Annotated in this window: 24 protein-coding genes and 3 pseudogenes; 14 read left to right on the top strand and 13 right to left on the bottom strand. The window is 49.3% G+C overall.

Annotated features, from left to right (window positions below; translation table 11 throughout):
• Nucleotides 1-891, top strand: coding sequence for a succinate--CoA ligase subunit alpha (sucD, locus tag ACNAU7_RS01230; RefSeq protein WP_002221113.1), 891 nt, complete (start codon nt 1-3; stop codon nt 889-891).
• A 28-nt stretch (nt 892-919) separates the two neighbouring features.
• The gene (locus tag ACNAU7_RS01235) at nt 920-1060 is read left to right on the top strand and encodes a hypothetical protein (protein ID WP_416299964.1); all 141 of its coding nucleotides are present in this window, start codon (nt 920-922) and stop codon (nt 1058-1060) included.
• Nucleotides 1061-1125: 65 nt separating this feature from the next.
• On the opposite strand, the gene ACNAU7_RS01240 is transcribed toward ACNAU7_RS01235, so the two are convergent.
• The 4 genes from ACNAU7_RS01240 to uvrA all read right to left on the bottom strand — a co-directional run bounded on the left by ACNAU7_RS01240 (nt 1126) and on the right by uvrA (nt 5438).
• Nucleotides 1126-1254, bottom strand: coding sequence for a hypothetical protein (locus tag ACNAU7_RS01240; RefSeq protein ID WP_416299966.1), 129 nt, complete (start codon nt 1252-1254; stop codon nt 1126-1128).
• Between the two features lie 171 nt (nt 1255-1425).
• Complete coding sequence (locus ACNAU7_RS01245; protein WP_416299968.1) at nt 1426-1569, bottom strand: hypothetical protein; 144 nt, start codon at nt 1567-1569, stop codon at nt 1426-1428.
• 275 nt (nt 1570-1844) lie between these two features.
• Complete coding sequence (locus ACNAU7_RS01250) at nt 1845-2531, bottom strand: hypothetical protein (RefSeq protein WP_416299970.1); 687 nt, start codon at nt 2529-2531, stop codon at nt 1845-1847.
• Between the two features lie 60 nt (nt 2532-2591).
• The gene (gene uvrA / locus ACNAU7_RS01255; RefSeq protein WP_416299972.1) at nt 2592-5438 is read right to left on the bottom strand and encodes an excinuclease ABC subunit UvrA; all 2847 of its coding nucleotides are present in this window, start codon (nt 5436-5438) and stop codon (nt 2592-2594) included.
• A 154-nt stretch (nt 5439-5592) separates the two neighbouring features.
• Between uvrA and ACNAU7_RS01260 the strand changes: the two genes are divergently transcribed.
• Complete coding sequence (locus tag ACNAU7_RS01260) at nt 5593-6387, top strand: phosphatidylserine decarboxylase (RefSeq protein WP_416299974.1); 795 nt, start codon at nt 5593-5595, stop codon at nt 6385-6387.
• Between the two features lie 76 nt (nt 6388-6463).
• Here ACNAU7_RS01260 and ACNAU7_RS01265 read toward each other — a convergent pair.
• From ACNAU7_RS01265 to znuD, 3 genes and pseudogenes are all read right to left on the bottom strand, one after another.
• Nucleotides 6464-6738, bottom strand: a pseudogene (locus ACNAU7_RS01265) (transposase); the annotation flags it as partial.
• A gap of 92 nt (nt 6739-6830) precedes the next feature.
• Nucleotides 6831-7286, bottom strand: a complete 456-nt coding sequence (yecR, locus tag ACNAU7_RS01270; RefSeq protein ID WP_416299976.1) for a YecR family lipoprotein — start codon at nt 7284-7286, stop codon at nt 6831-6833.
• 256 nt (nt 7287-7542) lie between these two features.
• Nucleotides 7543-9831, bottom strand: a complete 2289-nt coding sequence (gene znuD, locus ACNAU7_RS01275) for a TonB-dependent zinc receptor ZnuD (RefSeq protein WP_416299978.1) — start codon at nt 9829-9831, stop codon at nt 7543-7545.
• A 421-nt stretch (nt 9832-10252) separates the two neighbouring features.
• Here znuD and ACNAU7_RS01280 point away from each other — a divergent pair, with 421 nt between their 5' ends.
• The 6 genes and pseudogenes from ACNAU7_RS01280 to ACNAU7_RS01305 all read left to right on the top strand — a co-directional run bounded on the left by ACNAU7_RS01280 (nt 10253) and on the right by ACNAU7_RS01305 (nt 14775).
• Nucleotides 10253-10843, top strand: coding sequence for an aminodeoxychorismate/anthranilate synthase component II (locus tag ACNAU7_RS01280; protein ID WP_416299980.1), 591 nt, complete (start codon nt 10253-10255; stop codon nt 10841-10843).
• A gap of 62 nt (nt 10844-10905) precedes the next feature.
• Nucleotides 10906-11934 (top strand): anthranilate phosphoribosyltransferase, encoded by a 1029-nt coding sequence (trpD, locus tag ACNAU7_RS01285; protein WP_416299982.1) that lies wholly within the window; start codon nt 10906-10908, stop codon nt 11932-11934.
• 205 nt (nt 11935-12139) lie between these two features.
• Nucleotides 12140-12632: pseudogene (locus ACNAU7_RS01290) on the top strand (contact-dependent growth inhibition system immunity protein).
• 70 nt (nt 12633-12702) lie between these two features.
• Complete coding sequence (locus ACNAU7_RS01295) at nt 12703-13167, top strand: hypothetical protein (protein WP_002217740.1); 465 nt, start codon at nt 12703-12705, stop codon at nt 13165-13167.
• Between the two features lie 178 nt (nt 13168-13345).
• A pseudogene (locus ACNAU7_RS01300) lies at nt 13346-14314 on the top strand (hemagglutinin); the annotation flags it as partial.
• Nucleotides 14290-14775, top strand: coding sequence for an immunity 42 family protein (locus ACNAU7_RS01305; protein WP_301005482.1), 486 nt, complete (start codon nt 14290-14292; stop codon nt 14773-14775). The pseudogene ACNAU7_RS01300 and the gene ACNAU7_RS01305, both read left to right, overlap by 25 nt.
• 302 nt (nt 14776-15077) lie before the next feature.
• Here the strand turns inward: ACNAU7_RS01305 and glyA are convergent, their stop codons facing one another.
• Nucleotides 15078-16328: a serine hydroxymethyltransferase gene (gene glyA / locus ACNAU7_RS01310; RefSeq protein WP_003754808.1), complete on the bottom strand. Its 1251-nt coding sequence runs from the start codon at nt 16326-16328 to the stop codon at nt 15078-15080.
• 210 nt (nt 16329-16538) lie between these two features.
• On the opposite strand from glyA, the gene ACNAU7_RS01315 reads away from it, so the two are divergent.
• Nucleotides 16539-16757: a YdcH family protein gene (locus ACNAU7_RS01315; RefSeq protein ID WP_003754814.1), complete on the top strand. Its 219-nt coding sequence runs from the start codon at nt 16539-16541 to the stop codon at nt 16755-16757.
• 142 nt (nt 16758-16899) lie between these two features.
• Here the strand turns inward: ACNAU7_RS01315 and ACNAU7_RS01320 are convergent, their stop codons facing one another.
• Both ACNAU7_RS01320 and ACNAU7_RS01325 read right to left on the bottom strand, forming a co-directional pair.
• A complete protein-coding gene (locus ACNAU7_RS01320; RefSeq protein ID WP_416299994.1) occupies nt 16900-17874 on the bottom strand; it encodes a class 1 fructose-bisphosphatase in 975 nt (324 codons plus the stop codon).
• Between the two features lie 245 nt (nt 17875-18119).
• Complete coding sequence (locus ACNAU7_RS01325; protein ID WP_416299996.1) at nt 18120-18965, bottom strand: 23S rRNA (adenine(2030)-N(6))-methyltransferase RlmJ; 846 nt, start codon at nt 18963-18965, stop codon at nt 18120-18122.
• On the opposite strand from ACNAU7_RS01325, the gene ACNAU7_RS01330 reads away from it, so the two are divergent.
• A complete protein-coding gene (locus tag ACNAU7_RS01330; RefSeq protein ID WP_416300269.1) occupies nt 18909-19034 on the top strand; it encodes a hypothetical protein in 126 nt (41 codons plus the stop codon). The genes ACNAU7_RS01325 and ACNAU7_RS01330 overlap by 57 nt on opposite strands.
• An 18-nt stretch (nt 19035-19052) precedes the next feature.
• Here ACNAU7_RS01330 and plsY read toward each other — a convergent pair whose 3' ends face one another.
• Nucleotides 19053-19655, bottom strand: coding sequence for a glycerol-3-phosphate 1-O-acyltransferase PlsY (gene plsY / locus ACNAU7_RS01335; protein ID WP_416299998.1), 603 nt, complete (start codon nt 19653-19655; stop codon nt 19053-19055).
• 55 nt (nt 19656-19710) lie between these two features.
• Here plsY and folB point away from each other — a divergent pair, with 55 nt between their 5' ends.
• From folB to ACNAU7_RS01350, 3 genes are all read left to right on the top strand, one after another.
• Nucleotides 19711-20067 carry a dihydroneopterin aldolase gene (gene folB, locus ACNAU7_RS01340; RefSeq protein ID WP_002237900.1) on the top strand — a complete coding sequence of 119 codons (357 nt, stop codon included), beginning with the start codon at nt 19711-19713 and terminating at the stop codon, nt 20065-20067.
• A 33-nt stretch (nt 20068-20100) separates the two neighbouring features.
• Nucleotides 20101-20637 (top strand): NUDIX hydrolase, encoded by a 537-nt coding sequence (locus ACNAU7_RS01345; protein WP_003754827.1) that lies wholly within the window; start codon nt 20101-20103, stop codon nt 20635-20637.
• A 483-nt stretch (nt 20638-21120) separates the two neighbouring features.
• Nucleotides 21121-21549 carry a hypothetical protein gene (locus tag ACNAU7_RS01350; protein ID WP_416300002.1) on the top strand — a complete coding sequence of 143 codons (429 nt, stop codon included), beginning with the start codon at nt 21121-21123 and terminating at the stop codon, nt 21547-21549.
• A 131-nt stretch (nt 21550-21680) separates the two neighbouring features.
• Here ACNAU7_RS01350 and ACNAU7_RS01355 read toward each other — a convergent pair whose 3' ends face one another.
• Together ACNAU7_RS01355 and ACNAU7_RS01360 are read right to left on the bottom strand one after the other, a co-directional pair.
• Nucleotides 21681-22040: a fluoride efflux transporter CrcB gene (locus ACNAU7_RS01355; protein WP_416300004.1), complete on the bottom strand. Its 360-nt coding sequence runs from the start codon at nt 22038-22040 to the stop codon at nt 21681-21683.
• A 28-nt stretch (nt 22041-22068) separates the two neighbouring features.
• On the bottom strand, nt 22069-22749 hold the full coding sequence (locus tag ACNAU7_RS01360) for an energy-coupling factor ABC transporter permease (RefSeq protein ID WP_416300006.1): 681 nt from the start codon (nt 22747-22749) through the stop codon (nt 22069-22071).
• Nucleotides 22750-22808 lie beyond the last annotated feature (59 nt).

Genomic DNA, 22808 nt, shown 5'->3' on the forward strand with positions numbered 1-22808 from the left:
ATGAGCGTATTGATTAATAAAGACACCAAAGTATTGGTTCAAGGTTTTACCGGTAAAAACGGTACTTTCCACTCCGAACAAGCTCTGGCTTACGGCACTAAAGTTGTCGGCGGCGTTACCCCGGGCAAAGGCGGTCAAACCCACCTGAACCTGCCTGTATTCAACACCATGAAAGAAGCTGTTAAAGAAACCGGCGCGGACGCATCTGTAATTTACGTTCCCGCTCCGTTTGTTTTGGATTCTATCGTTGAAGCCGTTGATTCAGGCGTAGGCTTGGTCGTTGTGATTACCGAAGGCGTGCCAACTCTGGACATGCTCAAAGCCAAACGTTATTTGGAAACCAACGGCAACGGTACCCGCTTGGTCGGCCCTAACTGCCCGGGCGTGATTACTCCGGGCGAGTGCAAAATCGGCATTATGCCGGGCCACATCCACACTCCGGGCCGCATCGGTATTATTTCCCGTTCCGGTACATTGACTTACGAAGCCGTGGCACAAACCACCAAACTGGGCTTGGGTCAATCAACCTGTATCGGTATCGGCGGCGACCCGATTCCCGGTATGAACCAAATCGATGCACTGAAACTTTTTCAAGAAGACCCAGATACCGACGCCATCATCATGATTGGTGAAATCGGTGGTACTGCGGAAGAAGAAGCAGCCGAATACATCCAATCCAACGTAACCAAACCTGTTGTAGGTTACATCGCTGGTGTTACCGCTCCTAAAGGCAAACGCATGGGCCACGCCGGTGCGATTATTTCCGGCGGCAAAGGTACTGCCGAGGAAAAATTCGCCGCGTTTGAAAAAGCCGGTATCGCCTATACTCGCAGCCCTGCCGAGTTGGGCACTACCATGCTGGAAGTGTTGAAAGCAAAAGGTTTGGCATAATCAGGGTTGACAACTGATTGAACATCAAATGCCGTCTGAAACCGGAAATCGGGTTTCAGACGGCATTTTGTTTGTCATTTCAAAAAGAGGCAGCCTCAACATACCCACATTATTTTTGCCCTTTGATGCAGTCAGAATATTTATCGGTCAAACAGGAGCAAACCCGTAAGTCAGGTTGCACGCGTCTTTTTTGAAGTCAGGGAATGATAAGTATTACATTTGAAAAGACTGATATTATTTTTTGCGGGATTCTGTTTTAGCACGCGACATTTTTTGTTTGATAAGATTGGAATGGATGTAGTCCGCGCAATGCTGCAAATCCGTTTCGTCGCGCACGGTGTGTTCGTAAAATACCGTTGCCAAATACCGCGTTCGTGCCGCCGCTGTTTGCTTGCAGACAGGTTTTGGGCATGAGGGAAATGTGCGGAGAATTTGGTTTTAATCAGCCGCCGGAGTAGGGAATAATCCGCATCATCGGGCGGCAGCGTCCAAATGGCGTGGATATGGTTCGGCAGCACGCATACGGCGACGGTTTCAAAGGAATATTGTTTTTGCACATCCATATAAGCTGCCCGCGAAGTCGATATGTTCGACAAGCAGGCGCGATTTCGGGTCGGCGAGTTTGACGGTGAAAAAGAATGTGCCGCCGGCAATGAAGTTTCTGCGATAACGCGCCATAGGATTTTTGCTTGTGGTTTGGGTGTTGGAGAAGGAATGATTTGTTGTTTAAGGTTTTAACTTTGTTGAAGCTGATGTTTTCAGACGACATTGGAGGTCGTCTGAAATGTTGAAACGGTAAACCGTCAATCAAGCAACCGCATGCGTGCGTACCGCACACACCCTACACGTTGGCTTTGAAGCTCCGTGCGATTCACAGGTAGGGTGTGTGGCGTAGCCACGCACGCGGTCGGTTGGATATGCAGGCTACGGCTTGCTACACGAATTATTGGTCGTTAATTTTGGCACTGCATCTTTTCTTGATAGCCACGAATCATCTCATTCAAATTTTGATTATCTATAGTTAATGTATTGATTTTTCGTTCAGTTGGGGCGTACCCGTTAATTTCATTATTATTATGCTCAATTTTTTGTCTAAGATTATCAATTTCTCTTTTAAACCCAAAATTTGCTGAACAACGTATAAATCTACTGTTGATCTCCTTATATGCACTATCCCACTTCTGAATATTTCCTTTTAACTCATTTATTTGATAATTAAGATTAGTTTCAGATCGCTCGAGCTTTTGAATTAACTGGTCTTTTGATACAAGAGCTGATTCTTTGCTTTCTAAACTTTCATTCAAAAGTTTATTAACTCTAGTTAATTTTGCGACTATTGACTCATTTTGTAAATAAGCATTTGAAGCTTCTAACTTTTGAATCTTTTTATTCAAATCATCAATTTCATTAGTTAGCTTGGGAATTCTGAAATACTCATAGAATGCACAAACTCCAAAAGTAAGACTCAAAATCACCATAGTAATTTCAATAAATTCGGTTTTATACCATTTGGGTTTGTTATATTGGTTGGGCGTGGACTCAGCAATATCTCCTTTTTGCTCTGTATTATGAGAAGATGGATTTTGGGTAGGTTGAGAGGAATCTAGATCTGTTGTTTCGGTTTTTTTATGCTGTGCCATAACTAATTATCCTAAATAAATTATTTGAATAATATAGAAATATTTTTATTAAATGCAAATTCACAAGAGTTTTTTCAAATATTTCCCAGTATAACTATTTTTCTCTTCCGCCACCCCTTCCGGCGTTCCACAAGCAATAATTGTACCCCCCCCATCGCCGCCCTCCGGCCCTAAGTCCACAATCCAATCTGCAGTTTTAATCACGTCCAGATTATGCTCGATAATCACAATCGAGTTGCCTTTGCCTTTCAGACGGCCTATCACTTCCAGCAGCAGGGCAATATCGGCGAAGTGCAGGCCGGTGGTGGGTTCGTCGAGGATGTAGAGCGTTCTGCCGGTGTCGCGTTTGGATAGCTCCAAGGCGAGTTTGACGCGCTGGGCTTCGCCGCCGGAGAGGGTGGTGGCGGATTGGCCGAGGCGGATGTAGCCGAGACCTACGTCCATCAGAGTTTGCAGTTTGCGCGATACGGTGGGGACGGCGTCGAAGAATTCGCGGGCTTCTTCGACGGTCATGTCGAGGACTTGGCTGATGTTTTTGCCTTTGTATTGGATTTCGAGGGTTTCGCGGTTGTAGCGTTTGCCGTGGCAGACTTCGCAGGGGACGTACACGTCGGGCAGGAAGTGCATTTCGACTTTAATCACGCCGTCGCCTTGGCAGGCTTCGCAGCGGCCGCCTTTGACATTGAAGGAGAATCTGCCGACGTTGTAGCCGCGTTCGCGCGAGAGGGGTACGCCGGCGAAGAGTTCGCGGATGGGGGTGAACAGGCCGGTGTAGGTGGCGGGGTTGGAACGCGGGGTGCGGCCGATGGGGGATTGGTCGACGTTGATGACTTTGTCGAGGTGTTCGAGACCGTGGATGTCGTCGTATGGGGCGGGTTCTTCTTGGGCGCGGTTGAGTTCGCGGGCAGTGATTTTGGCGAGGGTGTCGTTAATCAGGGTGGACTTGCCGCTGCCGGATACGCCGGTGATGCAGGTAATCAAACCGAGCGGCAGTTCGAGGGTAACGTTTTTGAGGTTGTTGCCGCGCGCGCCTTTGAGGACGAGCATTCGGTCGGGATTGACGGGCGTACGTTCAGACGGCACGGCAATGGATTTTTTGCCGCTGAGGTATTGTCCGGTAACGGAGTTTTCGCATTGGGCGACGTTTTCTGGCGTGTCGGCAATCAATACGTTGCCGCCGTGTTCGCCTGCGCCGGGGCCCATATCGACGACGAAATCGGCTTCGCGGATGGCGTCTTCGTCGTGTTCGACCACAATCACGCTGTTGCCCAAATCGCGAAGGCGTTTGAGGGTGGCGAGCAGGCGGTCGTTGTCGCGCTGGTGCAGACCGATGGAGGGTTCGTCCAAAACGTACATCACGCCAGTCAGTCCGCTGCCGATTTGGCTGGCGAGGCGGATGCGCTGGGCTTCGCCGCCGGAAAGGGTTTCGGCGGAGCGGCTTAGATTCAGGTAATCCAGTCCGACGTTAATCAGGAAGCCGAGCCGCTCGGTGATTTCTTTGAGAATTTTTTCGGCGATTTGTTTTTTGTTGCCGTCCAAATCCAGCGTTTCAAAGAATTGGTGGGTTTTGGTCAGCGGCCAGGCGGAGACTTCGTGCAACGGTTCGCCGCTGACGTAAACGTAGCGCGCTTCTTTGCGCAAACGTGCACCGCCGCAGCTTGGGCAGGCGCGGTGGTTCTGGTATTCGCGCAGTTTTTCGCGCACGGTTTCGCTGTCGGTTTCGCGGTAGCGGCGTTCGAGATTGGGAATGATGCCTTCGAAGGCGTGGCTGCGGTTGAAGGTGGTGCCGCGTTCGGATAGGTAGGTGAAATCAATGACTTCCTTGCCCGAGCCGTGCAACACGACTTTTTTGATTTTTGCAGGTAGGGTTTCCCAAGCAGCCTGCACATCAAAACCGTAATGCCGTGCCAGCGACTGAATCATTTGGAAATAGAACTGGTTGCGCTTGTCCCAGCCGTCAATCGCGCCCGAAGCCAGCGACAATTCGGGATGGGCGACTACTTTTTCGGGATCGAAGAAATTGGTGTTGCCCAAGCCGTCGCAAGTCGGGCAGGAACCCATCGGGTTGTTGAACGAAAAGAGGCGCGGCTCTAATTCGGGCAGGCTGTACGAACATACGGGGCAGGCGAAACGCGCGGAGAACCAATGTTCTTCGCCGCTGTCCATCTCCATCGCCAGCGCGCGCTCGTTGCCGTGGCGTAGCGCGGTTTCAAAACTTTCCGCCAGCCGCTGCTTGATGTCCGCCTTCACTTTCACGCGGTCGATGACCACGTCGATGTTGTGTTTGATGTTTTTTTCCAGCTTCGGTACTTCGTCAAGCTGATAGACTTCGCCGTCCACGCGTACCCGCGCAAAACCTTGTGCCTGCAAGTCGGCAAAGAAATCGACAAACTCGCCCTTACGCTCGCGCACTGCCGGTGCCAGAATCATCACGCGTGTATCTTCCGGCAGTTTCAATACGGCATCGACCATCTGCGATACGGTTTGGCTCGACAGCGGCAGCTTGTGTTCGGGGCAATACGGCGTACCGACGCGGGCGTACAAAAGGCGCAGGTAATCGTGGATTTCCGTAACCGTGCCGACGGTGGAACGAGGGTTGTGGCTGGTGGATTTCTGCTCGATGGAAATCGCGGGCGACAGACCCTCGATCAAATCGACGTCGGGTTTGTCCATCATCTGCAAAAACTGCCGCGCATAGGCGGAAAGGCTCTCGACATAACGCCGCTGCCCTTCGGCATACAGCGTGTCAAACGCCAGCGACGACTTGCCGCTGCCCGACAATCCTGTTACCACCACGAGCTTGTGGCGCGGAATGTCCAAATCGATGTTTTTCAAATTATGCGTGCGCGCGCCGCGGATGCGGATGGTGTCGTTGTCGTGCGAATGTTGGGGATGATGGTTGCACATAATGGATGCCGCCTGAAAAATAAAGGAAAACCGATATTGTAGCACTTTCTCGGATGCCGTCTGAAGCCGCGTTCAGACGGCATTTGTCGGCGGAACGCGGCAGATTCCGTTATAATGGCGGCAATTTTAACCCGCTTGAACAAAAGGATGACAAATGAACCGTCTTTACCCCCACCCGATTATCGCCCGTGAGGGCTGGCCGATTATCGGCGGCGGTTTGGCTTTGAGCCTGCTGGTGTCGATGTGTTGCGGCTGGTGGTCTTTGCCGTTTTGGGTGTTTACCGTATTTGCCCTGCAGTTTTTCCGCGACCCTGCGCGTGAGATTCCGCAAAACCCTGAAGCGGTGTTGAGCCCTGTTGACGGCCGTATCGTGGTGGTCGAGCGCGCACGCGATCCGTATCGTGATGTCGATGCTTTGAAAATCAGTATTTTTATGAACGTGTTCAACGTGCATTCTCAAAAATCGCCTGCCGATTGTACGGTAACGAAAGTGGTCTATAACAAAGGCAAATTCGTGAATGCGGATTTGGATAAAGCCAGCACGGAAAATGAACGTAATGCGGTTTTGGCGACTACGGCTTCAGGTCGTGAAATTACTTTTGTTCAAGTGGCCGGTTTGGTGGCGCGCCGTATTTTGTGCTACACCCAAGCAGGTGCGAAACTGTCTCGCGGCGAACGTTATGGCTTTATCCGCTTCGGTTCGCGCGTGGATATGTATCTGCCTGTCGATGCGCAGGCGCAAGTGGCGATTGGCGATAAAGTAACCGGCGTCAGCACTGTATTGGCGCGTTTGCCGCTGACTGCGCCGCAAACTGAATCTGAGCCTGAATCTGAGCCTGCTTTACAAACTGCTCCGGTTGAAACAGCGGCAAACCCATCTGCCGAACAACGGCAAATTGAAGCGGCGGCTAAGATTCAGGCGGCTGTGCAAGATGTGTTGAAAGATTAATTGCTGGTTTTAAAATTGATTTAAAGTAAGAAAAAGGTTTTCAGACTGCCGTCTGAAAACCTTTTTTGTTTGCCTAAAAACGGCAAAACAGGTTGAAGTCGATGCGGGTGATGAGGCTGTGTTCGAGTTTGGGATCGGAGAGGCTGTGCCATTGTCCGAGCAGGACGGCTTCATGGACAACAGGGGATAGGCGGGACGGTCGCGGTGGTCTCGGAGGTAACGGGTTCTTTGACGATTCAGGTACTGTTCAATCGGCTGCCAATCAATCACTTGATCCAACTCCAATAGTGGGAAGCGGTCGATATGTTTGGCAATCATGGCTTGGGCGGTTTGCCGGAAGAAGGTGCTCATGGAAAATCCCCTAAATGTCTTGGTGGGACTTTAGGGGATTTTGGGGAATTTTACAAAGGTCTCAGGCAGCCTGAAATGGGTTTTCAGGTTGCCTATTTAGTTTGTTTCGTTTTAACTTGCGGTACGTTGGTGGGACTTAATTCAATCGTGATGTTGTTTTGAATGGGCTGCTGTTGCATTGGCGTGTATTGCACTGGTGTGTGTTGCACTTTATCGCTGACATGGTTGGTACATTGATAGCGTTTTTCAAATCGCCAAATCAGACACGGCACTTTGGCATGGGCGCGTGCGGGAGTTGCCACGCAGCTTCGTGTTGAACCGCCAAACGCCTCGGCACTGTTGTAACCCCAAACTCGGCAACGAGTTTTCGCCACCTCGTTATCTTGTCCTATGCGGGGTATTAAGCGGGAGCGGAAATTTTGCTCATAAGCCAAAGTAATCGTACCATCAGTGCGGCTGCCATCAATTGCCTGCCATTCGGGAAGTCGCACGGAACGCACACCGCATCCGGTTAAAAAACATACTACAATCAACAAATAAGGTTTCAATTTTATTCCTTCTGAATTTATAAACGAAAAAATAACAAAGCAGCTTATTTATAAATTATAGTAAAAAAAAAAAAAAATACGTCAAGATTAATTCATATCGGACGGCTTAAAACATGGCTTTTTGTTTGGGGCCGACGTAGATTAGTAGCAGTAGGTCGGATTCTCGAATTCGACATTTTGATTTCAAGGGAACTTTTGGTGTCGGATACAAGTATCCGACCTACGGGTGTTTTTCAGGCTGCCTGCGTTTCCGATTTTAAAACTTCACGTTCACACCGCCGGTAAAGCTGCGGCCCATTTGCGGCGTATCAGAGAGGAAGCTGCTGTGGGCGTAAACGGATTGGTTGAGCAGGTTGTCGGCTTTGACGTACCAATTCCACTCGCCATAGCGCGTATTGCGGCGGTAGTTTGCGCCGAGGTTGAGCATATGGTGTCCGGGCGTACGCGTTTCGTAGCGGGCGAGTTTGTTTTGGGCAAACACGCGGTAGTAGTCCAAATTGGCATCGATGCGGTCGGTCAGCGAGGCTTTCAGGTGAACGCCGAGGCGCGCAGCCGGAACACGAGGGGCGTTTTGGTCGTCCTGTGCGATGAAAGGACGGTTGCCGTAGGCATCTTCCCTGCCGGGTAGGGACGGCAGGTTTTTCAGACGGCCTCGTACATAGTCGCCGGAAACGCCGATGCGGTAGCGCGGTGTCGGTTTGAAGTAGATTTCGCCTTCCGCGCCGTAGAAGTCGGCGCCGGATTGGTTGTAGCGCACGAGCTTCATTTCGCTGTCGTCTTCGATGGATTTGGGGCCGCGTCCGTCGTTTAAGGTTTGGGCGTAAATGTAGTTGCCGAAGCGGTTGCGATAGAGTGCCAGATTGTATTGCCAGCGGTCGCCTTCGTAGCCCAGCGCGAGTTCGATGTTGTTGGAACGCTCTTTGTTGAGGTGTTTGTTGCCGACTTCAAAAGTGTTGGTGGCGACGTGTTTGCCGTGTGCGTACAGCTCTTGCGTTGACGGCAGGCGTTCCTGATGGGAGGCGGTCAGGCTGAGTTTGTGTTGCGGCGTGAAATACCAGTTGCCCGAAAGTGCGAACGAGCGGGCGGTTTGGCGGTGTGCGCCGAGGTCGGGTAGGGGCTGGTTGTAGTAGTTTTCCCGATCAATCAATGCTTTGTCGTACTGGATGGAGGCTTTTTGTTTTTCCACGCGTACGCCGCCTTCAAGCGTGAAGTTGTCCCAGTTTGCCTGTTCTACACCGAAAAAGCTGTAATGGCGCACATTGTTGTCAATCAACATCGGCTGTTGGACGGTTTCGGGAATGGCGGAAAGCGCGCTGGATTTTTGTCCCAAATATTGCACGCCCCAGCTGCCTTTCAGACGGCCTATGGGTTGGTGGCGCAACTCGATACGGGCATTGTGTGTTTTGTTGTTGAAGAAGTTTTCTACTGCATCGCCTGCTTTTTCGTCGTGGTGGTAGTCGTTGCGGTTCAGGTGTACGCGCAGGGCTTCAAAACCGGGGAGCGGCTGCTTCCATTCGGCGCGGAGTTCGTAGCGTTTATTGCGCAGGTCTATCCACGGTTTGCCGTTGTGGACATGGGTGTGTGCATTATCGTCGTCGTGGAAGCCGCAGCTCAAGCCCGGATTGTCGTAATCGACGTCTTCTTCGGTCAACAGGTGCGGATAAAGCTGCAAATAGCGTTTGTTAATCAAACTCTTTTGCCAGATGATGTCGGCGTGGCAATCATCGTATTCGTGGCTGTGGGCAGGCAGACCGTATTGGTCGCGACGGTTGCTGTACGCCACGCCGATAAAGCCTTTTTCACCTACCCAAGACAGCCCGATGCTGCCTGTTTTGGAATCGGCATGGCTGTCGGGCAGTCGTTTCAGACGGCCTTCTTCTTTTTGATAGCGCGGTACGGCGTAATCGCCAGATTTGCGGTACAAGCCTTCGGTATGCAGCACGAAGTTGTTGCCCAAACCGATATTGATGCCTGCGGATGTCAGTTTTTCCAAATTGCCGCTGCTCAAACGCAATCCGGCTTCGCCCGATACGCCGTTTTCAGGCATTTTTTCGGGGATTTTGCCATCGGCAACATCGACCAAACCGGCCACATTGCCCGAGCTGTACAAGAGCGTAACCGGACCGCGCAGGATTTCGACCTGTTGCGACAAGGCGCTGTCCACCATCAGGGCATGGTCGGGCGAGAAGTCCGCCATATCGCCCGTTTCGCCGTGATGGTTCAAAACTTTAATCCGTCTGCCTGTTTGACCGCGAATGACGGGAGCGGACGCGCCGCCGCCGTATTGCGAGGCATGAATGCCCGGTACGCCGTCTAAAGCATCGCCTAAGTTGACAGCTTTTTGGCGCAAGGTGTCGCCGGAGATGATTTTGTCGGAGGCGGTCGAAGTGTGCAGCAGCCCGGATGTGGCGCGCGGACGGCTTTTGCCGACGACGCTGACCGTTTCCAAGCCCACCGATTGCTCAGTTTCATGCGCTTGGGCAAGGAGGGGTGTGTTGATTAAAAGAATTGATAAAACAATGGGCTTGAGTGTGGTTTGTTCCATTTTGGCTTCTCTTCGCATTTCAAAAGTTTGTTATTATATAACATTACATTTTTTATATCATAAGATTTTGAGAACACTCAGAGGGCATAGGCAAAAGTTTTTCAAATGACACGGTTGCGGCATCGGGCGGTGTCCATTTGTATCCGCCGTCATTCGGGGGCGTGGTTGATGTTGACGCAGATTCCGCTATGTTTGCCCATTATATTCGGCTGCGGGATAACCAAAATTTATGAGGGCATAAAATCGGTGCTTTCCTGAATGGTCGAAAAGATGGCAAAATTGCATACTTGTCAGAAAGCGAGACTCTGCGTCAGATTCCTAAGGGTGCATCAGGTACGCTAAGATATAGGGGGTATGATCGGGGGTATCGGAAATGCAGTTAACAACAAAAAATATTTTAAATCAATAGGTTAATAACAAAATGCTTTTGTTTATCGACAATTATGACAGTTTCACTTACAACATTGTCCAGTATTTTACAGAATTGGGGCAGGAAGTTGTCGTGCGCCGTAACGATGATATTACATTGGAAGAAATCGAAGCCTTAAAGCCGCAATATCTTGTAATCGGCCCCGGACCGTGTTCCCCTAAAGAGGCAGGGATTTCAGTAGAAGCCATGCGCCATTTTGCGGGCAGGCTGCCGATTATGGGTGTCTGCCTCGGACATCAGACGATAGGCGAAGCGTTTGGCGGAGATGTGGTACGGGCAAAAACCTTGATGCACGGCAAGGTGTCGCCTGTGTCCCATTCGGGTAAGGGTATGTTTAAAGATTTGCCCAATCCTGTTACCTGTACGCGTTATCACAGCCTCGTTATCGATCGGGATACGATGCCCGAATGTTTGGAAGTAACGGCTTGGACTGCGGACGGCGAGATTATGGGTGTGCGCCATAAGGAATATGCTGTTGAGGGGGTGCAATTCCACCCTGAAGCCCTGCTGACTGAACACGGACATGATATGTTAAACAATTTTCTAGTTGAATTTCAAAACTTCAAACCGCAAAAAATCTGACGTGATGCCGTCTGAAACCCTTCAGACGGCATTTTCGTCCGAATATTGAACGGAGGACAAAAATGATTACACCGCAACAGGCCATCGAACGATTAATCAGCAATAATGAGTTGTTTTACGATGAAATGACTGACTTGATGCGTCAGATTATGAGCGGACAGGTTCCGCCGGAGCAGATAGCGGCTATTTTGACAGGATTGCGTATCAAGGTTGAAACCGTTTCCGAAATTACCGCAGCTGCAGCCGTCATGCGCGAGTTTGCGACAAAAGTGCCGCTGGAGAATGCTCAGGGGCTGGTCGATATCGTCGGTACGGGCGGGGATGGTGCGAAAACCTTTAATATTTCGACGACTTCGATGTTTGTTGCCGCAGCGGCAGGCGCGAAGGTTGCCAAACACGGCGGGCGTTCCGTTTCATCTTCCAGCGGCGCGGCGGACGTAATGGAGCAAATGGGTGCAAACCTCAATCTGACTCCCGAACAGATTGCCCAAAGTATCAGCCAGACCGGTATAGGGTTTATGTTCGCACCCAATCACCACAGTGCCATGCGCTATGTCGCCCCGGTACGACGTTCGCTCGGTTTCCGAAGTATTTTCAACATATTGGGTCCGTTAACCAATCCTGCGAGCGCGCCGAACCAGCTTTTGGGCGTGTTCCATACCGATTTGTGCGGCATTTTGTCGCGGGTCTTGCAACAACTCGGTTCTAAACACGTTTTGGTTGTTTGCGGGGAGGGCGGCTTGGATGAAATTACACTGACGGGCAAAACGCGCGTTGCCGAACTCAAAGACGGAAAAATCAGCGAATACGACATCCGCCCAGAAGATTTCGGTATCGAAACCCGCCGCAATTTAGATGAAATCAAAGTTGCCAATACTCAGGAATCTTTGTTGAAAATGAACGAGGTGCTGGAAGGAAGAGAAGGGGCGGCACGCGATATCGTATTGCTTAATACCGCCGCCGCCCTATATGCCGGAAATATCGCTGCTTCGCTTTCAGACGGCATATCTGCCGCACGGGAAGCCATCGATTCAGGTAGGGCAAAATCGAAAAAAGAGGAGTTTGTCGGTTTTACACGGCAATTTGCCTAAGCAGGCAGAATGAATATAAAGCAACAAATGCCGTCTGAAAGGCTTCAGACGGCATTTGTGTTTCGGGGGCAAAAGAATGGGGGGAGGGCAATTTATTTATATAAAAACTTTTGGGGCTGTAAAGGAGCAAAGATTGCAGTTGCAACGTGTGGTAGAGTATGGCAAAAGTCAAAACATTACAGTCAAAATTACGGAGATCGAATAAATGACTTTCAATCAAGAACAAGATTATTGGGCTGGCTATAAGGCAAATGAAAGAGCCTTGATTATTCAAACATGGTCAGGATTTGGGCGATATGCTCCAGACCACCTATATCCCCCCCCATATCCTGCCATTGGATACCGACAATGAAACTTTAGGCACGACGGTCTTACAAGCATTGGCGAACAGCAGGACGTTAGACAACGAAGCTAAACGTATTGATTTTTTAAAACAGGAAAGTTTTAAACCACGTTATGAGGATTGGGTTGCCAAGCTATGCGGGAACTTGGGCTATAAAACCAGACGCGCCCTATTTAAAAACATGATGAGCGTGGATATTTGGCTGCACAACGGCTGCCTGAAAATCAGCCCGAGCCGCCATGCCAAGCCGGAAGCGTGGGATGCCATTGATGCAGACGATGTAATTTTATCATTGGATAACAGCTCTGAAGAAATCGGAGCAGGTTTAAAGTTGGCATTGAGCCGCTGCCGATAATATTTGATAAAAGGTCGTCTGAAAGCAGGGAATTGGTTTCATTAGATAATAAATATAGGAGTAAATAAAAATGGCAATTTGGAATTATCGGTACTACCTCATACCATCAGCTGCTATCAGAAATAAATTTAATGCAAATAAAGATATCATACTTGATGAGTATCGATCTAATGGTTTTCAGAATTTTAATGAGAATAAAAGTTTTGAAAATTACTTTATCGATAATGATGTTATATTATTATCAATAATAAATGAAGCAAAGAAACAGCTTAAATTGAAAGAGTCTTGGGATAAAGACGCAATCATGTTTTGTGATAATTTTGGTAATAGTCTTACCGTTTGGCCAGATGATATAGAGTGTGAACTTGATTTAAGATTTGATTATACTAAATTTATTCAGAAAACCATTGATTGGGCAATAAAATATAATTGTCTACTTGTAATAGAAAAAACAGGAAATGTAGTTTCCCCTAATATAAATAATCTAATGTATGAAATAAAAGCATATTTGGAAAGCAAGCCGTGGCCCATATGAAACCTAAACTCAACAAGTAGCATGTGTGCGGAATGCGCACGCATGCGGTTCTCAGGGTTTAAGCCAAAAGGTCGTCTGAAACAACAAAAAATACGTTTTCAGACGACCTTTAGCAATCAGACAAAAGCAACCTACATCACCTTATATATTGAAACTGTCCAATCAACCGTAGTTCGGCAAATATACCGAAGCCCTCAAGCGCGAAGTTGAAAAACGCGAAGGCAGAAAAATCAGCAGCCAAGAAGCGGCAATGAGAATCCGCAGGCAGATACTGCGTTGGGTGGACAAAGGTTCCCAAGACGGCTATACCGACCAAAGCGTCATATCCCTTATCGGAATGAAAGGCAAAGACAAAGCCTTGGGTTATACTTGGGACTACCGCGACTACGGCACAAGAAATCCGCAAGCCTATAATGATCCGAAACTGTTTGAGGAATACCGCCGACAGGACAAACCCGAATACTGCAACCTGACCTGGCTGCACAGCGGGACGAAAGACACCAAAATCAGGCAGGAAGAGCGGAAAAACGAAGAGTTTGCATTGAACGTTACCGACATCCTGACGGGCTTTGTCATCCCGAACCCAAGGGTAAATGCAGCAGTTCGTGCAGGCATCCGCAACCTGAAAAACATCAAACAGACCGTTACCGGCAGCGATCCCTTATTGGCGGGTGCGGGGAATATCCGTATCCCTGTAAACGGCAATGTTGCGAAGGGGGGCAGGATTCCGGATACGGCGTTGGCGTCGAAGAGTCATCAAAAGAATGATTTGGGAGCATCTAAAGGGCAGGTGGGTAGGTCTTCTGTACCTGTACCTGAAACTGTAAAAATTAAGTTTGATAATGAAGTTGTTACTTATAAATCGAACTCAAAACACACTCCAGGCGGTTCAGGTTGGAATCCAAAAGCCGGCAAAGGACCGAAGAATTCACTTGACTTATTTATAAAGTCTAAACCAATACCATCATCTCCGACAGTTCGATTTTCAAAAGACGAATATGGAAATATTCATCGATTTTCAGGGGATGATAATAATCAATGGCATTGGAATGGAAGTACGGGTGATGTCAATAATCAATTAAAATTAAACAATAAGGTTAAATTTGATTTAAGAAATTTAGGTTGGAAAGAAAAGGTTTTAAAATGATTTTTGGAAATAAACCAGATTTTTTCGTACAAACAGACATATTAATTAGAGATGGAGATTATTGCATGGGTCCCCTTGTATTCTGGATTAATGATAAAGCATATCCAGGGGAAGGGGCTGTGTTAACGTTAAACAGTGAAATAATGACTTTAAAAGATAATTTAGATAAGGCGTTATGTAAAAAGTTTCCTGGAAGTATTTTTTCATTGCATGATATTGATTTTGAAAAAGAAGAGGAAAGTGAAGAAAATATCATGTATTGTTATCTTTCGGAGCTGGGGGATTATGGTTTAAGAATGATGTGTGAGATTGTAGAGGATAAATTTAGGCTGTTTTATTCTCTGCATGAAGGGTCTTTTAAGCTGAAGGAAATTTCTTTGCAGTATTATAGAAATATAATAGTTGAGTTATTCAAATTTATTTCAGTCCAATCAGCAAACCATAGCCCATATGAAACCTAAACTCAACAAGTAGCATGTGTGCGGAACGCATGTATGCGCTTCTCAAGGTTTGAGCTAAGAGGTCGTCTGAAAACCGTGAACCCGTTTCAGACGGCCTTTATTTAGCGTTACCGAGCCAGTGGGTTACAAAGCGCAGTTAATACCGCTGCGCCCTATGCCTCCGAAGCAATAGGCAGGACATTTGGACACGGTGAAAACAAAAACGAAATCGTCCAAACTGTCGGACACTTCCTTTTAATAGCTTGGATTTTAAGTAAATGCCGTCTGAAAAGGTTTCAGACGGCATCGGTTTTTAAAAAGGCTTACGCGCCGTAAACGGGGTATTTGTCGCAGAGGGCGGTAATCTGTTTGCGGACGTTTTCCAGATTCGCTTCGTCGTCGGGATTTGCTAATACGTCGGCAACCAAGTTCGCCAATATGCGTGCGTCGGCTTCGTTGAATCCGCGCGTGGTCATCGCAGCGGAGCCGATGCGGATGCCGGAGGTAACGAACGGTTTTTCCGGATCGTTCGGGATGGCGTTTTTGTTGACGGTGATGTGCGCTTTGCCCAAAGCGGCTTCGGCGGCTTTACCGGTGATTTTCATCGGTTGCAGGTCGACGAGGAAAACGTGGCTTTCGGTGCGGCCGGAAACGATGCGCAAACCGCGTTTAACCAATTCTTCCGCCATGGCGGCAGCATTGATTTTCACTTGTTTTGCGTATTGTTTGAACTCAGGTTGCAACGCTTCTTTAAACGCCACGGCTTTGGCGGCGATGACGTGCATCAGCGGACCGCCTTGCAGGCTTGGGAAGATGGAAGAGTTCAGTGCTTTTTCATGCGTGTTGTCGCGGCACAAAATCACACCGCCGCGAGGGCCGCGCAGGGTTTTGTGGGTGGTGGTAGTCACGAAGTCGCAGAACGGCACGGGGTTGGGATATTCGCCGCCGGCAATCAGACCCGCATAGTGCGCCATATCGACGAAGAGGTATGCGCCGACTTTATCGGCGATTTCGCGGAATTTTGTCCAGTCGATTTGCAACGCGTAGGCAGACGCACCCGCCACAATCATTTTAGGTTTGTGTTCAAGAGCCAAGCGTTCCACTTCGGCATAATCGAGCACTTCGTTTTCATCCAAACCATAAGTAATGGCGTTGTAGAGTTTGCCGGAAATATTAACGCTCGCGCCGTGGGTCAGGTGTCCGCCGTGTGCCAGAGACATACCCAAAATGGTGTCGCCCGGTTTTAAAACGGAAGCATATACGGCTTGGTTGGCTTGGGAGCCGGAGTGCGGTTGGACGTTGGCATAGGCGGCACCAAACAGTTCTTTTACGCGGTCAATCGCTAATTGTTCGACAATATCGACGTATTCGCAGCCGCCGTAGTAGCGTTTGCCAGGATAGCCTTCGGCGTATTTGTTGGTCAGCTGGGAACCTTGCGCTTCCATAACGGCGCAGCTGACGTAGTTTTCAGAGGCAATCAGTTCGACGTGGTCTTGCTGCCGGCGGTCTTCTTGGGCGATGGCGGCCGCCAGTTCGGGATCATATTGGGTGATGGTTACGCTTTTTGAAAACATCTCTTGATTCCTTTGTGTGGTCAGGGTTAGGTATTGAAAATTTATGCGCAAAGCGGAGGATTGTCAACGATTTTGTCGGACGGTGGGGCGGTTTTCTGCGGGCGGTGTTGCCGTGTGTAACAAAACACTGGATAAAAATATTATCTTTGTTATAATTAATGTAAAGATTCAGTTTGACTTTTTAACCGTAAACCAAGAGAGGAAAGCGATATGTTCCCAGAATACCGTGATTTGATTTCCAAATTGAAACAGGAAGATTCCCACTTTGCCCGTCTGTTCGACGAACACAACGAGCTGGACGATAAAATTACCGGTCTGGTCAACAATCCGGTTACCAGCGGCGCGGAAAACATTGATGAGCTGAAAAAAGCCAAATTGAAACTGAAAGACGAGTTGTACGCCATCCTGCAAAAAGCAGCGGGCAAATAATTCGGGTTTGAGTTTTTGAAATGCCGTCTGAAATGTTTTCAGACGGCATTTTTGTTATTTGACCGGAAGGCTTGTGCTGTTTGAAATAACGGCGGCAGTATCAGATTGCCGCCGCCGTGTGCTTGTGTGAACGGCTGTCTGTCTATTTTGCGTGCAGGCGGTCGAGATAGGCGACTTCTTCGCTGCTGCCCATAATGACGGCGACGCGCTGGTGCAGGCTTTCGGGCTGTATATCGAGCATGGCTTGATATGCGTTGCTTGCCGATGCGCCCGCCTGTTCGAGTATCAGGGCCATAGGGTTGGCTTCGTACATCAGGCGCAGTTTGCCGGGTTTGGCGGGGTCGCGTTTGTCTTGCGGATACATGAACACGCCGCCGCGCATCAGGATGCGGTGGATTTCGGCAACCATACTGGCTACCCAGCGCATATTGTAGTTTTTGCCGCGCGTACCGGTTTCGCCTGCCAAGAGTTCGTCGATGTATTGCTGTACGGGGGGCAGCCAGTGGCGGCGGTTGGACATATTGATGGCGAATTCTTTGGTACTTTCGGGTACTTTCGGGTTTTCTTTGGTCAGGACAAATTCGTTTTCGGTATTTAGTGTAAACACGTACACGCCGTGTCCGAGTGTGAATACGAGCTGGGTTTGAGGCCCGTAGAGGACATAGCCTGCGGCAAGCTGGTGCCGGCCGACTTGCAAGAAGGACTCGGTTTTTAATTCGCCATCGGGTTTTTCAAGGATGGAGAAAATCGTACCGACGGAAATGTTGACATCAATATTGGACGATCCGTCTAAAGGGTCGAATAGGACGAGATAGCGTCCGTTTTCACCGGCACTTACGAAAGTGTCTTCTTCCTCGCTTGCCAAACCGGCAACGGCAGGGTTGGCTTTGAGTGTGTCAATCATAATGTTGTTGGCGATAACATCCAGTTTTTTCTGGTCTTCGCCCTGAATATTGCCTGTGCCCGCCATACCCAATACGCCGGCCAGTGCGCCGAGGCGGACTTTGGCGTTGATTTCGGTGCAGGCGGAAACAACGGACAGTAAAACGCCGCCGAGTGCTTCGGGCAGCTGGTTTTGTTGCAGGTGTTCGGGGAGGAATCGGGTCAGTGTGTCCATAGTTTGCTCGTTTCGGAAAGGTTTGTGCCGTCTGAAAGGCGGCAGGTTATTGTGGCGTATTCCTTTGGTGAGTTTTGCAGGATAGTCTAGGGGATTGTAGTGTAAAAAAACGGCATGGGGCAAGTCGGAACGCGGCAGGCGGATGAGGGGATATTTATTCTTAAAAGTGCCGACTGCCGGTATATCGTCCGGTTTTGTTTATTTGACGGGAGATGCCGTCTGAAGGGTTTCAGACGGCATTGGGGTCAGCGGATTTTGCTGTCCAACAGGTAGCGCGCGCCTTTGTCTTGCGCCAGCAGCCGCGTGAGGGCGGGGAGGTTTGCCGCCAATTGTTCCGCCAACAGATAGGGCGGATTGATGACGAACATTCCGCTGCCGTGCATACCGAAGCCGTCGGTTTTCGGCGCGTGGACGTGCAGTTCGGCGTGAAGGTAGTTGTCGGGCAGGAGTTTTTTCAATTCTTCGGGCAGCTTGCGGCTTTCTTCCCGGCTGAGGCAGGGATACCAGATGAGATAACAGCCGGACTCAAAACGTTTTAAAGCGGCTTTCAGCGTTTCCGTTACACGCCGGTAGTCCTGTTTTTCCTCATAGGGCGGGTCGATGAGGACGGCGGCGCGGCGCGGCGGGGACGGCAGCAGGGAAATCAGCCCTTTGTAACCGTCTTCGCGCAATACTTGTCCATGTTTGCCCAATCCTGCTTCGCCCATATTGTTTTTCAGATGGACAAAGTCGGTGGGGTGCAGCTCAAACAGGCGCAATTTGTCGCCGACACGGGTCAGCGATTGCGCCAGCCACGGAGAACCGCAGTAAAGTTCGGGCGAGGGCAGGATTTTTTGTATGTGCGCGGCAAAGTCAGAGAGTTCGGCAGGCAGGTTTTGCGCCTGTCGGAGCAGGGCGATGCCTTGCCGGTATTCGCCGACTTTCTGCGCCTCGTTGCCTTCGAGATTGTACAAACCCGCGCCGCCGTGCGTGTCGATGTACCAGTAGGGCTTGTCTTTGCGGTTGAAATATTGCAGCACTAAAAACAAGGTGAAGTGTTTGAGCATATCGGCGTGGTTACCGGCGTGGAATGCGTGTCTGTAACTGAGCATGGTATGAAAGCCGTTTGTGCGGAAATGCTGTCTGAACGCGGAAATATGGTTTCAGACGGCATGACGTAATGGAAAACAAATGCCGAATCAGCGTTTTTCGCCGATTTTGCCTTCTTTGCCTTTAAGCAGGTTGCTGATATTGCTTTTGTGGCGGAACAACACCAGCAGGGCGATAAGGAGCGTCGCCCAAATCCAAGAAGGGTGGGGCATAAAAAACAGCGCAGCAAGGGGGGCGGCGATTGTGGCGGTTAATGCGGCAAGGGAGGACACCTTGAAGCCGAATGCCATAACAAGCCAAATCAACGCGCAGACCAAGGCAGTTGCGGGAGAGAGTGCCAGAAGCACGCCCAATGCCGTTGCCACGCCTTTGCCGCCCTTAAATCCGAAAAATACCGGCCACATATGTCCGACCAGCGCGGCGAGTGCGACGGCAGCGATTGCGCTGTCGGACAAGCCGAGCGGTTCTTGAAACACGCGTGCAAGCAAAACGGCAACCAAACCTTTGGCGGCATCGCCCAAGAGCGTCAGCGCGGCCGCCTTTTTTTTGCCGCTGCGTAAAACATTGGTCGCGCCGGGATTGCCCGATCCGTAGGTGCGCGGGTCGTCCATCCCGTAATACTTGGAAACGATGACGGCGAAAGACAGTGAACCGATTAAATAGGAAACGGCGACGGTCGGTATGTTGAACATTTGCGGTACTTTACTTAGAATGGTGCGGTTATTTTAGCAAAAAACGGGGCGGATTATGGATAAAATCTTTTTGCACGGCATGAAGGCGGATACGCTCATCGGTGTGTACGGCTGGGAACGCGAACGGTTGCAGACCCTGATTGTCGATTTGGACATCGGCATTCCCGAGAAAGCGGGTTCGGACGACGATATTGCCAATACGGTGCATTATGCCGAGGTATGCGAAACATTGCGCCGACATCTAAAAGAACAGGATTTCCTGCTTTTGGAAGCGTTGGCGGAATATATTGCCGATTTGGTTTTGGGATATTTCGGCGCGGTGTGGGTGCGCGTGAAAATCGTCAAGCCGGGTATTTTGGAAGGCGTGCGCGAGGTTGGAGTGGAAATCGAGCGCGGTAAGCGTGAAGATTGAACGGCAGAATAGAAAACGGAAAGGAGATATGAAGTGGATTTGAGGGAAGTAAAATTAGGCGGCGAAACCATTTACGAGGGCGGTTTCGTCAGCATCAGCAAGGATAAGGTCAGGTTGCCCAACGGTAACGAAGGGCAGCGTATCGTCATCCGTCATCCGGGAGCGGCGTGCGTGTTGGCGGTAACGGATGATGAAAAGGTCGTTTTGGTGCGACAGTGGCGTTATGCGGCAAATCAGGCGACATTGGAACTTCCTGCGGGCAAGCTGGATGTGGCGGGCGAGGATATGGCAGCGTGTGCGCTGCGAGAACTGGCTGAAGAAACGCCTTATACCGCCGACAGCGTGCGCCTGTTGTACAGTTTTTATACGGCGGTCGGTTTTTGCAACGAAAAAATGTATCTGTTCGAGGCGGAAGGCGTGCGTTTGGGCAGTACGCTTGCCAATGACGAAGACGAGATTACGGAAACCGTATTGATGTCGAAAGAAGAAGTCCGTCAGGCATTGGCAAACGATGAAATTAAAGATGGTAAAACATTAATCGGTTTACAATACTGGCTGATGAAGGATTGACAGGATGTTGGAATTGCCCGCCGGAGTAGATCGGCGGGCATTTTGTTTGGCGGATGAGATATGCCTTTTCGGCTTGTCTCTGGGCGCGTCCTTCAAAGTCATTCGTGCTTTAGTAATAAGAGGGAAAAGGGTATGATAATTACCCAAACGAACATGATAATTTTTAAAATGGTTAATAATGAATATCTTTGTTACTGATTTTTCTTACCAGTTTATGAGCTTATTAATTCTTTCTTATATACCGTCAATTCATTCATCGGATGATAATATTGATTTTGGCAAAAGGGTTATGATGGTTACTTTTTTTGCATTTTTAGGCACAGTAATAGAGCGTTTTTTTTAAGAAAAAGCCTTGGTAGGATAAACCTACCAAGGCTTTTTCTTTGTTATAGACCTAAAAGCTCAATTTGAATTTGAGAACGGTAATTGGCGCAGGCAGTATTTAAACAAGCGAAGCCGATTTATGGAAGATAAGGAAATGATATGATATCTATTTTTAAAGCTTATTACGATGTTTATGAATTTAATGGGGAACTATTAAAAAGATGTATATTTTTAGATGAAGAAAATGAAGAAAATAATGAAATAATTAAAGATAGAATATATGAATACTTAATTTATGTTTTAACAGGAGACCTTTATCTACAAAAAGACATAGATGAAAATTTAGAATTTATCCATCAAGCAGAAAATAATCCCAATGAAGTTTATTCAGGAGGTGGACAAGGTTTTTGCTGGGATATTTCTGCTGAAAAAGTAGTTTTCTATAACAACGAATTTGATGAAGAAGACGGCTGGCCTGATTTAAGCTGTTCGCCGCATACTTTTAAAACTACTTTAATTGCTTGGAATGCTTTTTTGCAATTGCCTAAAAGTATTCATTCGGTGGTGGAAACCGTGATTGAGGAATAAGCATAATGGCTTAATGAATAGAATCAGAAAGTATAGATTGGGCTGCAAATCCACGCTTATATGCTGCGCCATGATTAAGATGTTAGGACTTGTATAGTTTGTGTCAAAACCAAAGGAAGCAATTTTTTCGATTATTTGACTGCCGTCCCTATCTTCAGCCCGAGCCAAGTCAGCAGCAGCGAACCTGCCGTGTGTAGGAAAATATTGGCAAGTGCTGAAGCAGGACGATTCGATTGGAGCAGGGTTACGGTTTCCAGCGAAAATCCGGAAAGCGTGGTCAGGCTGCCGAGAAAACCGGTAATCAGCAGCAGCTTCCATTGCGGGTGGCTGACGGTTTCGGCAAAGATTCCGATAAGAAAAGCGCCTATCCAGTTGGCAAACAGGTTGCCCGTGGCGGGCGATATGGCGGCAGGAACGGCGAGGTTGAGCAGCCAACGCGCCGTTGCACCGAGTGCCGCACCGATGGAAAGTGGGATGATGTTGGAAAGCATGGTTTTGCCTGTCTATGCCGTCTGAAGGCTACCGCCATATGCCGCGGTCGGACTTCAGATAGCGGTTGTCGTCGAAAGTGTTGATCCAATGTGGCTTCAGTGCAACAAATATGGCAGTTGAAATGCCGCTGAGGAAGGCTTCCGCCCACGCCAGCAGAATAAAGACGGGCAGGGCGGTCGTCCACAATATTTCGGACGGAAAAGCGTTTGCGGCATCCAAAATACCGGTCAGCACCAGCCCGGTCAGCAGAATGCCGGCGGCGGAAGCGAGAAAGCCGTTGACGAAAATAAAGATGAAAATATTGGGCGGCAGGCGGTTGACCAGCATACGCGACAGGCGGTTGACGACCAGCGCGGGCAGAATCAGCACCAAAGCGTTCGGCGGATATGCGCCGACAGAACCGGCAAACAGCAGGCAGTAGGGCAGCATCAGCAGCGCGGCAAGCCAAAAGGCGGCGGAAGTGCCCACCATCAGTGCAACCAGATTGACGGCGAGCAGGTGGTAGTTCATCTGTGCAAGCTGTCCGCCGCCGGCAGAGGCGTTCAGACACCATGCTGCGGAAAAAATTACGGTACACAGGGGAAGGGCGGAACGGTAGCGGGCAAGCGAGCGGAATGCCGACGGCGCGGAAGTTGCCAGTATCAGGATAAGGACAATCCACGAAACCGACAGTACCACATCTGAAAACCAGACTGTTTGGAAAATCATGGCAATGCCGCAAAGATTAAGGGAAGGGACGGCTATTATACTGTCGGCGGGGGCAAACC

This window comes from Neisseria sp. LACPHL-SPEC-2024-00856 (genome assembly GCF_047915665.1).
Classification (GTDB): domain Bacteria; phylum Pseudomonadota; class Gammaproteobacteria; order Burkholderiales; family Neisseriaceae; genus Neisseria; species Neisseria polysaccharea.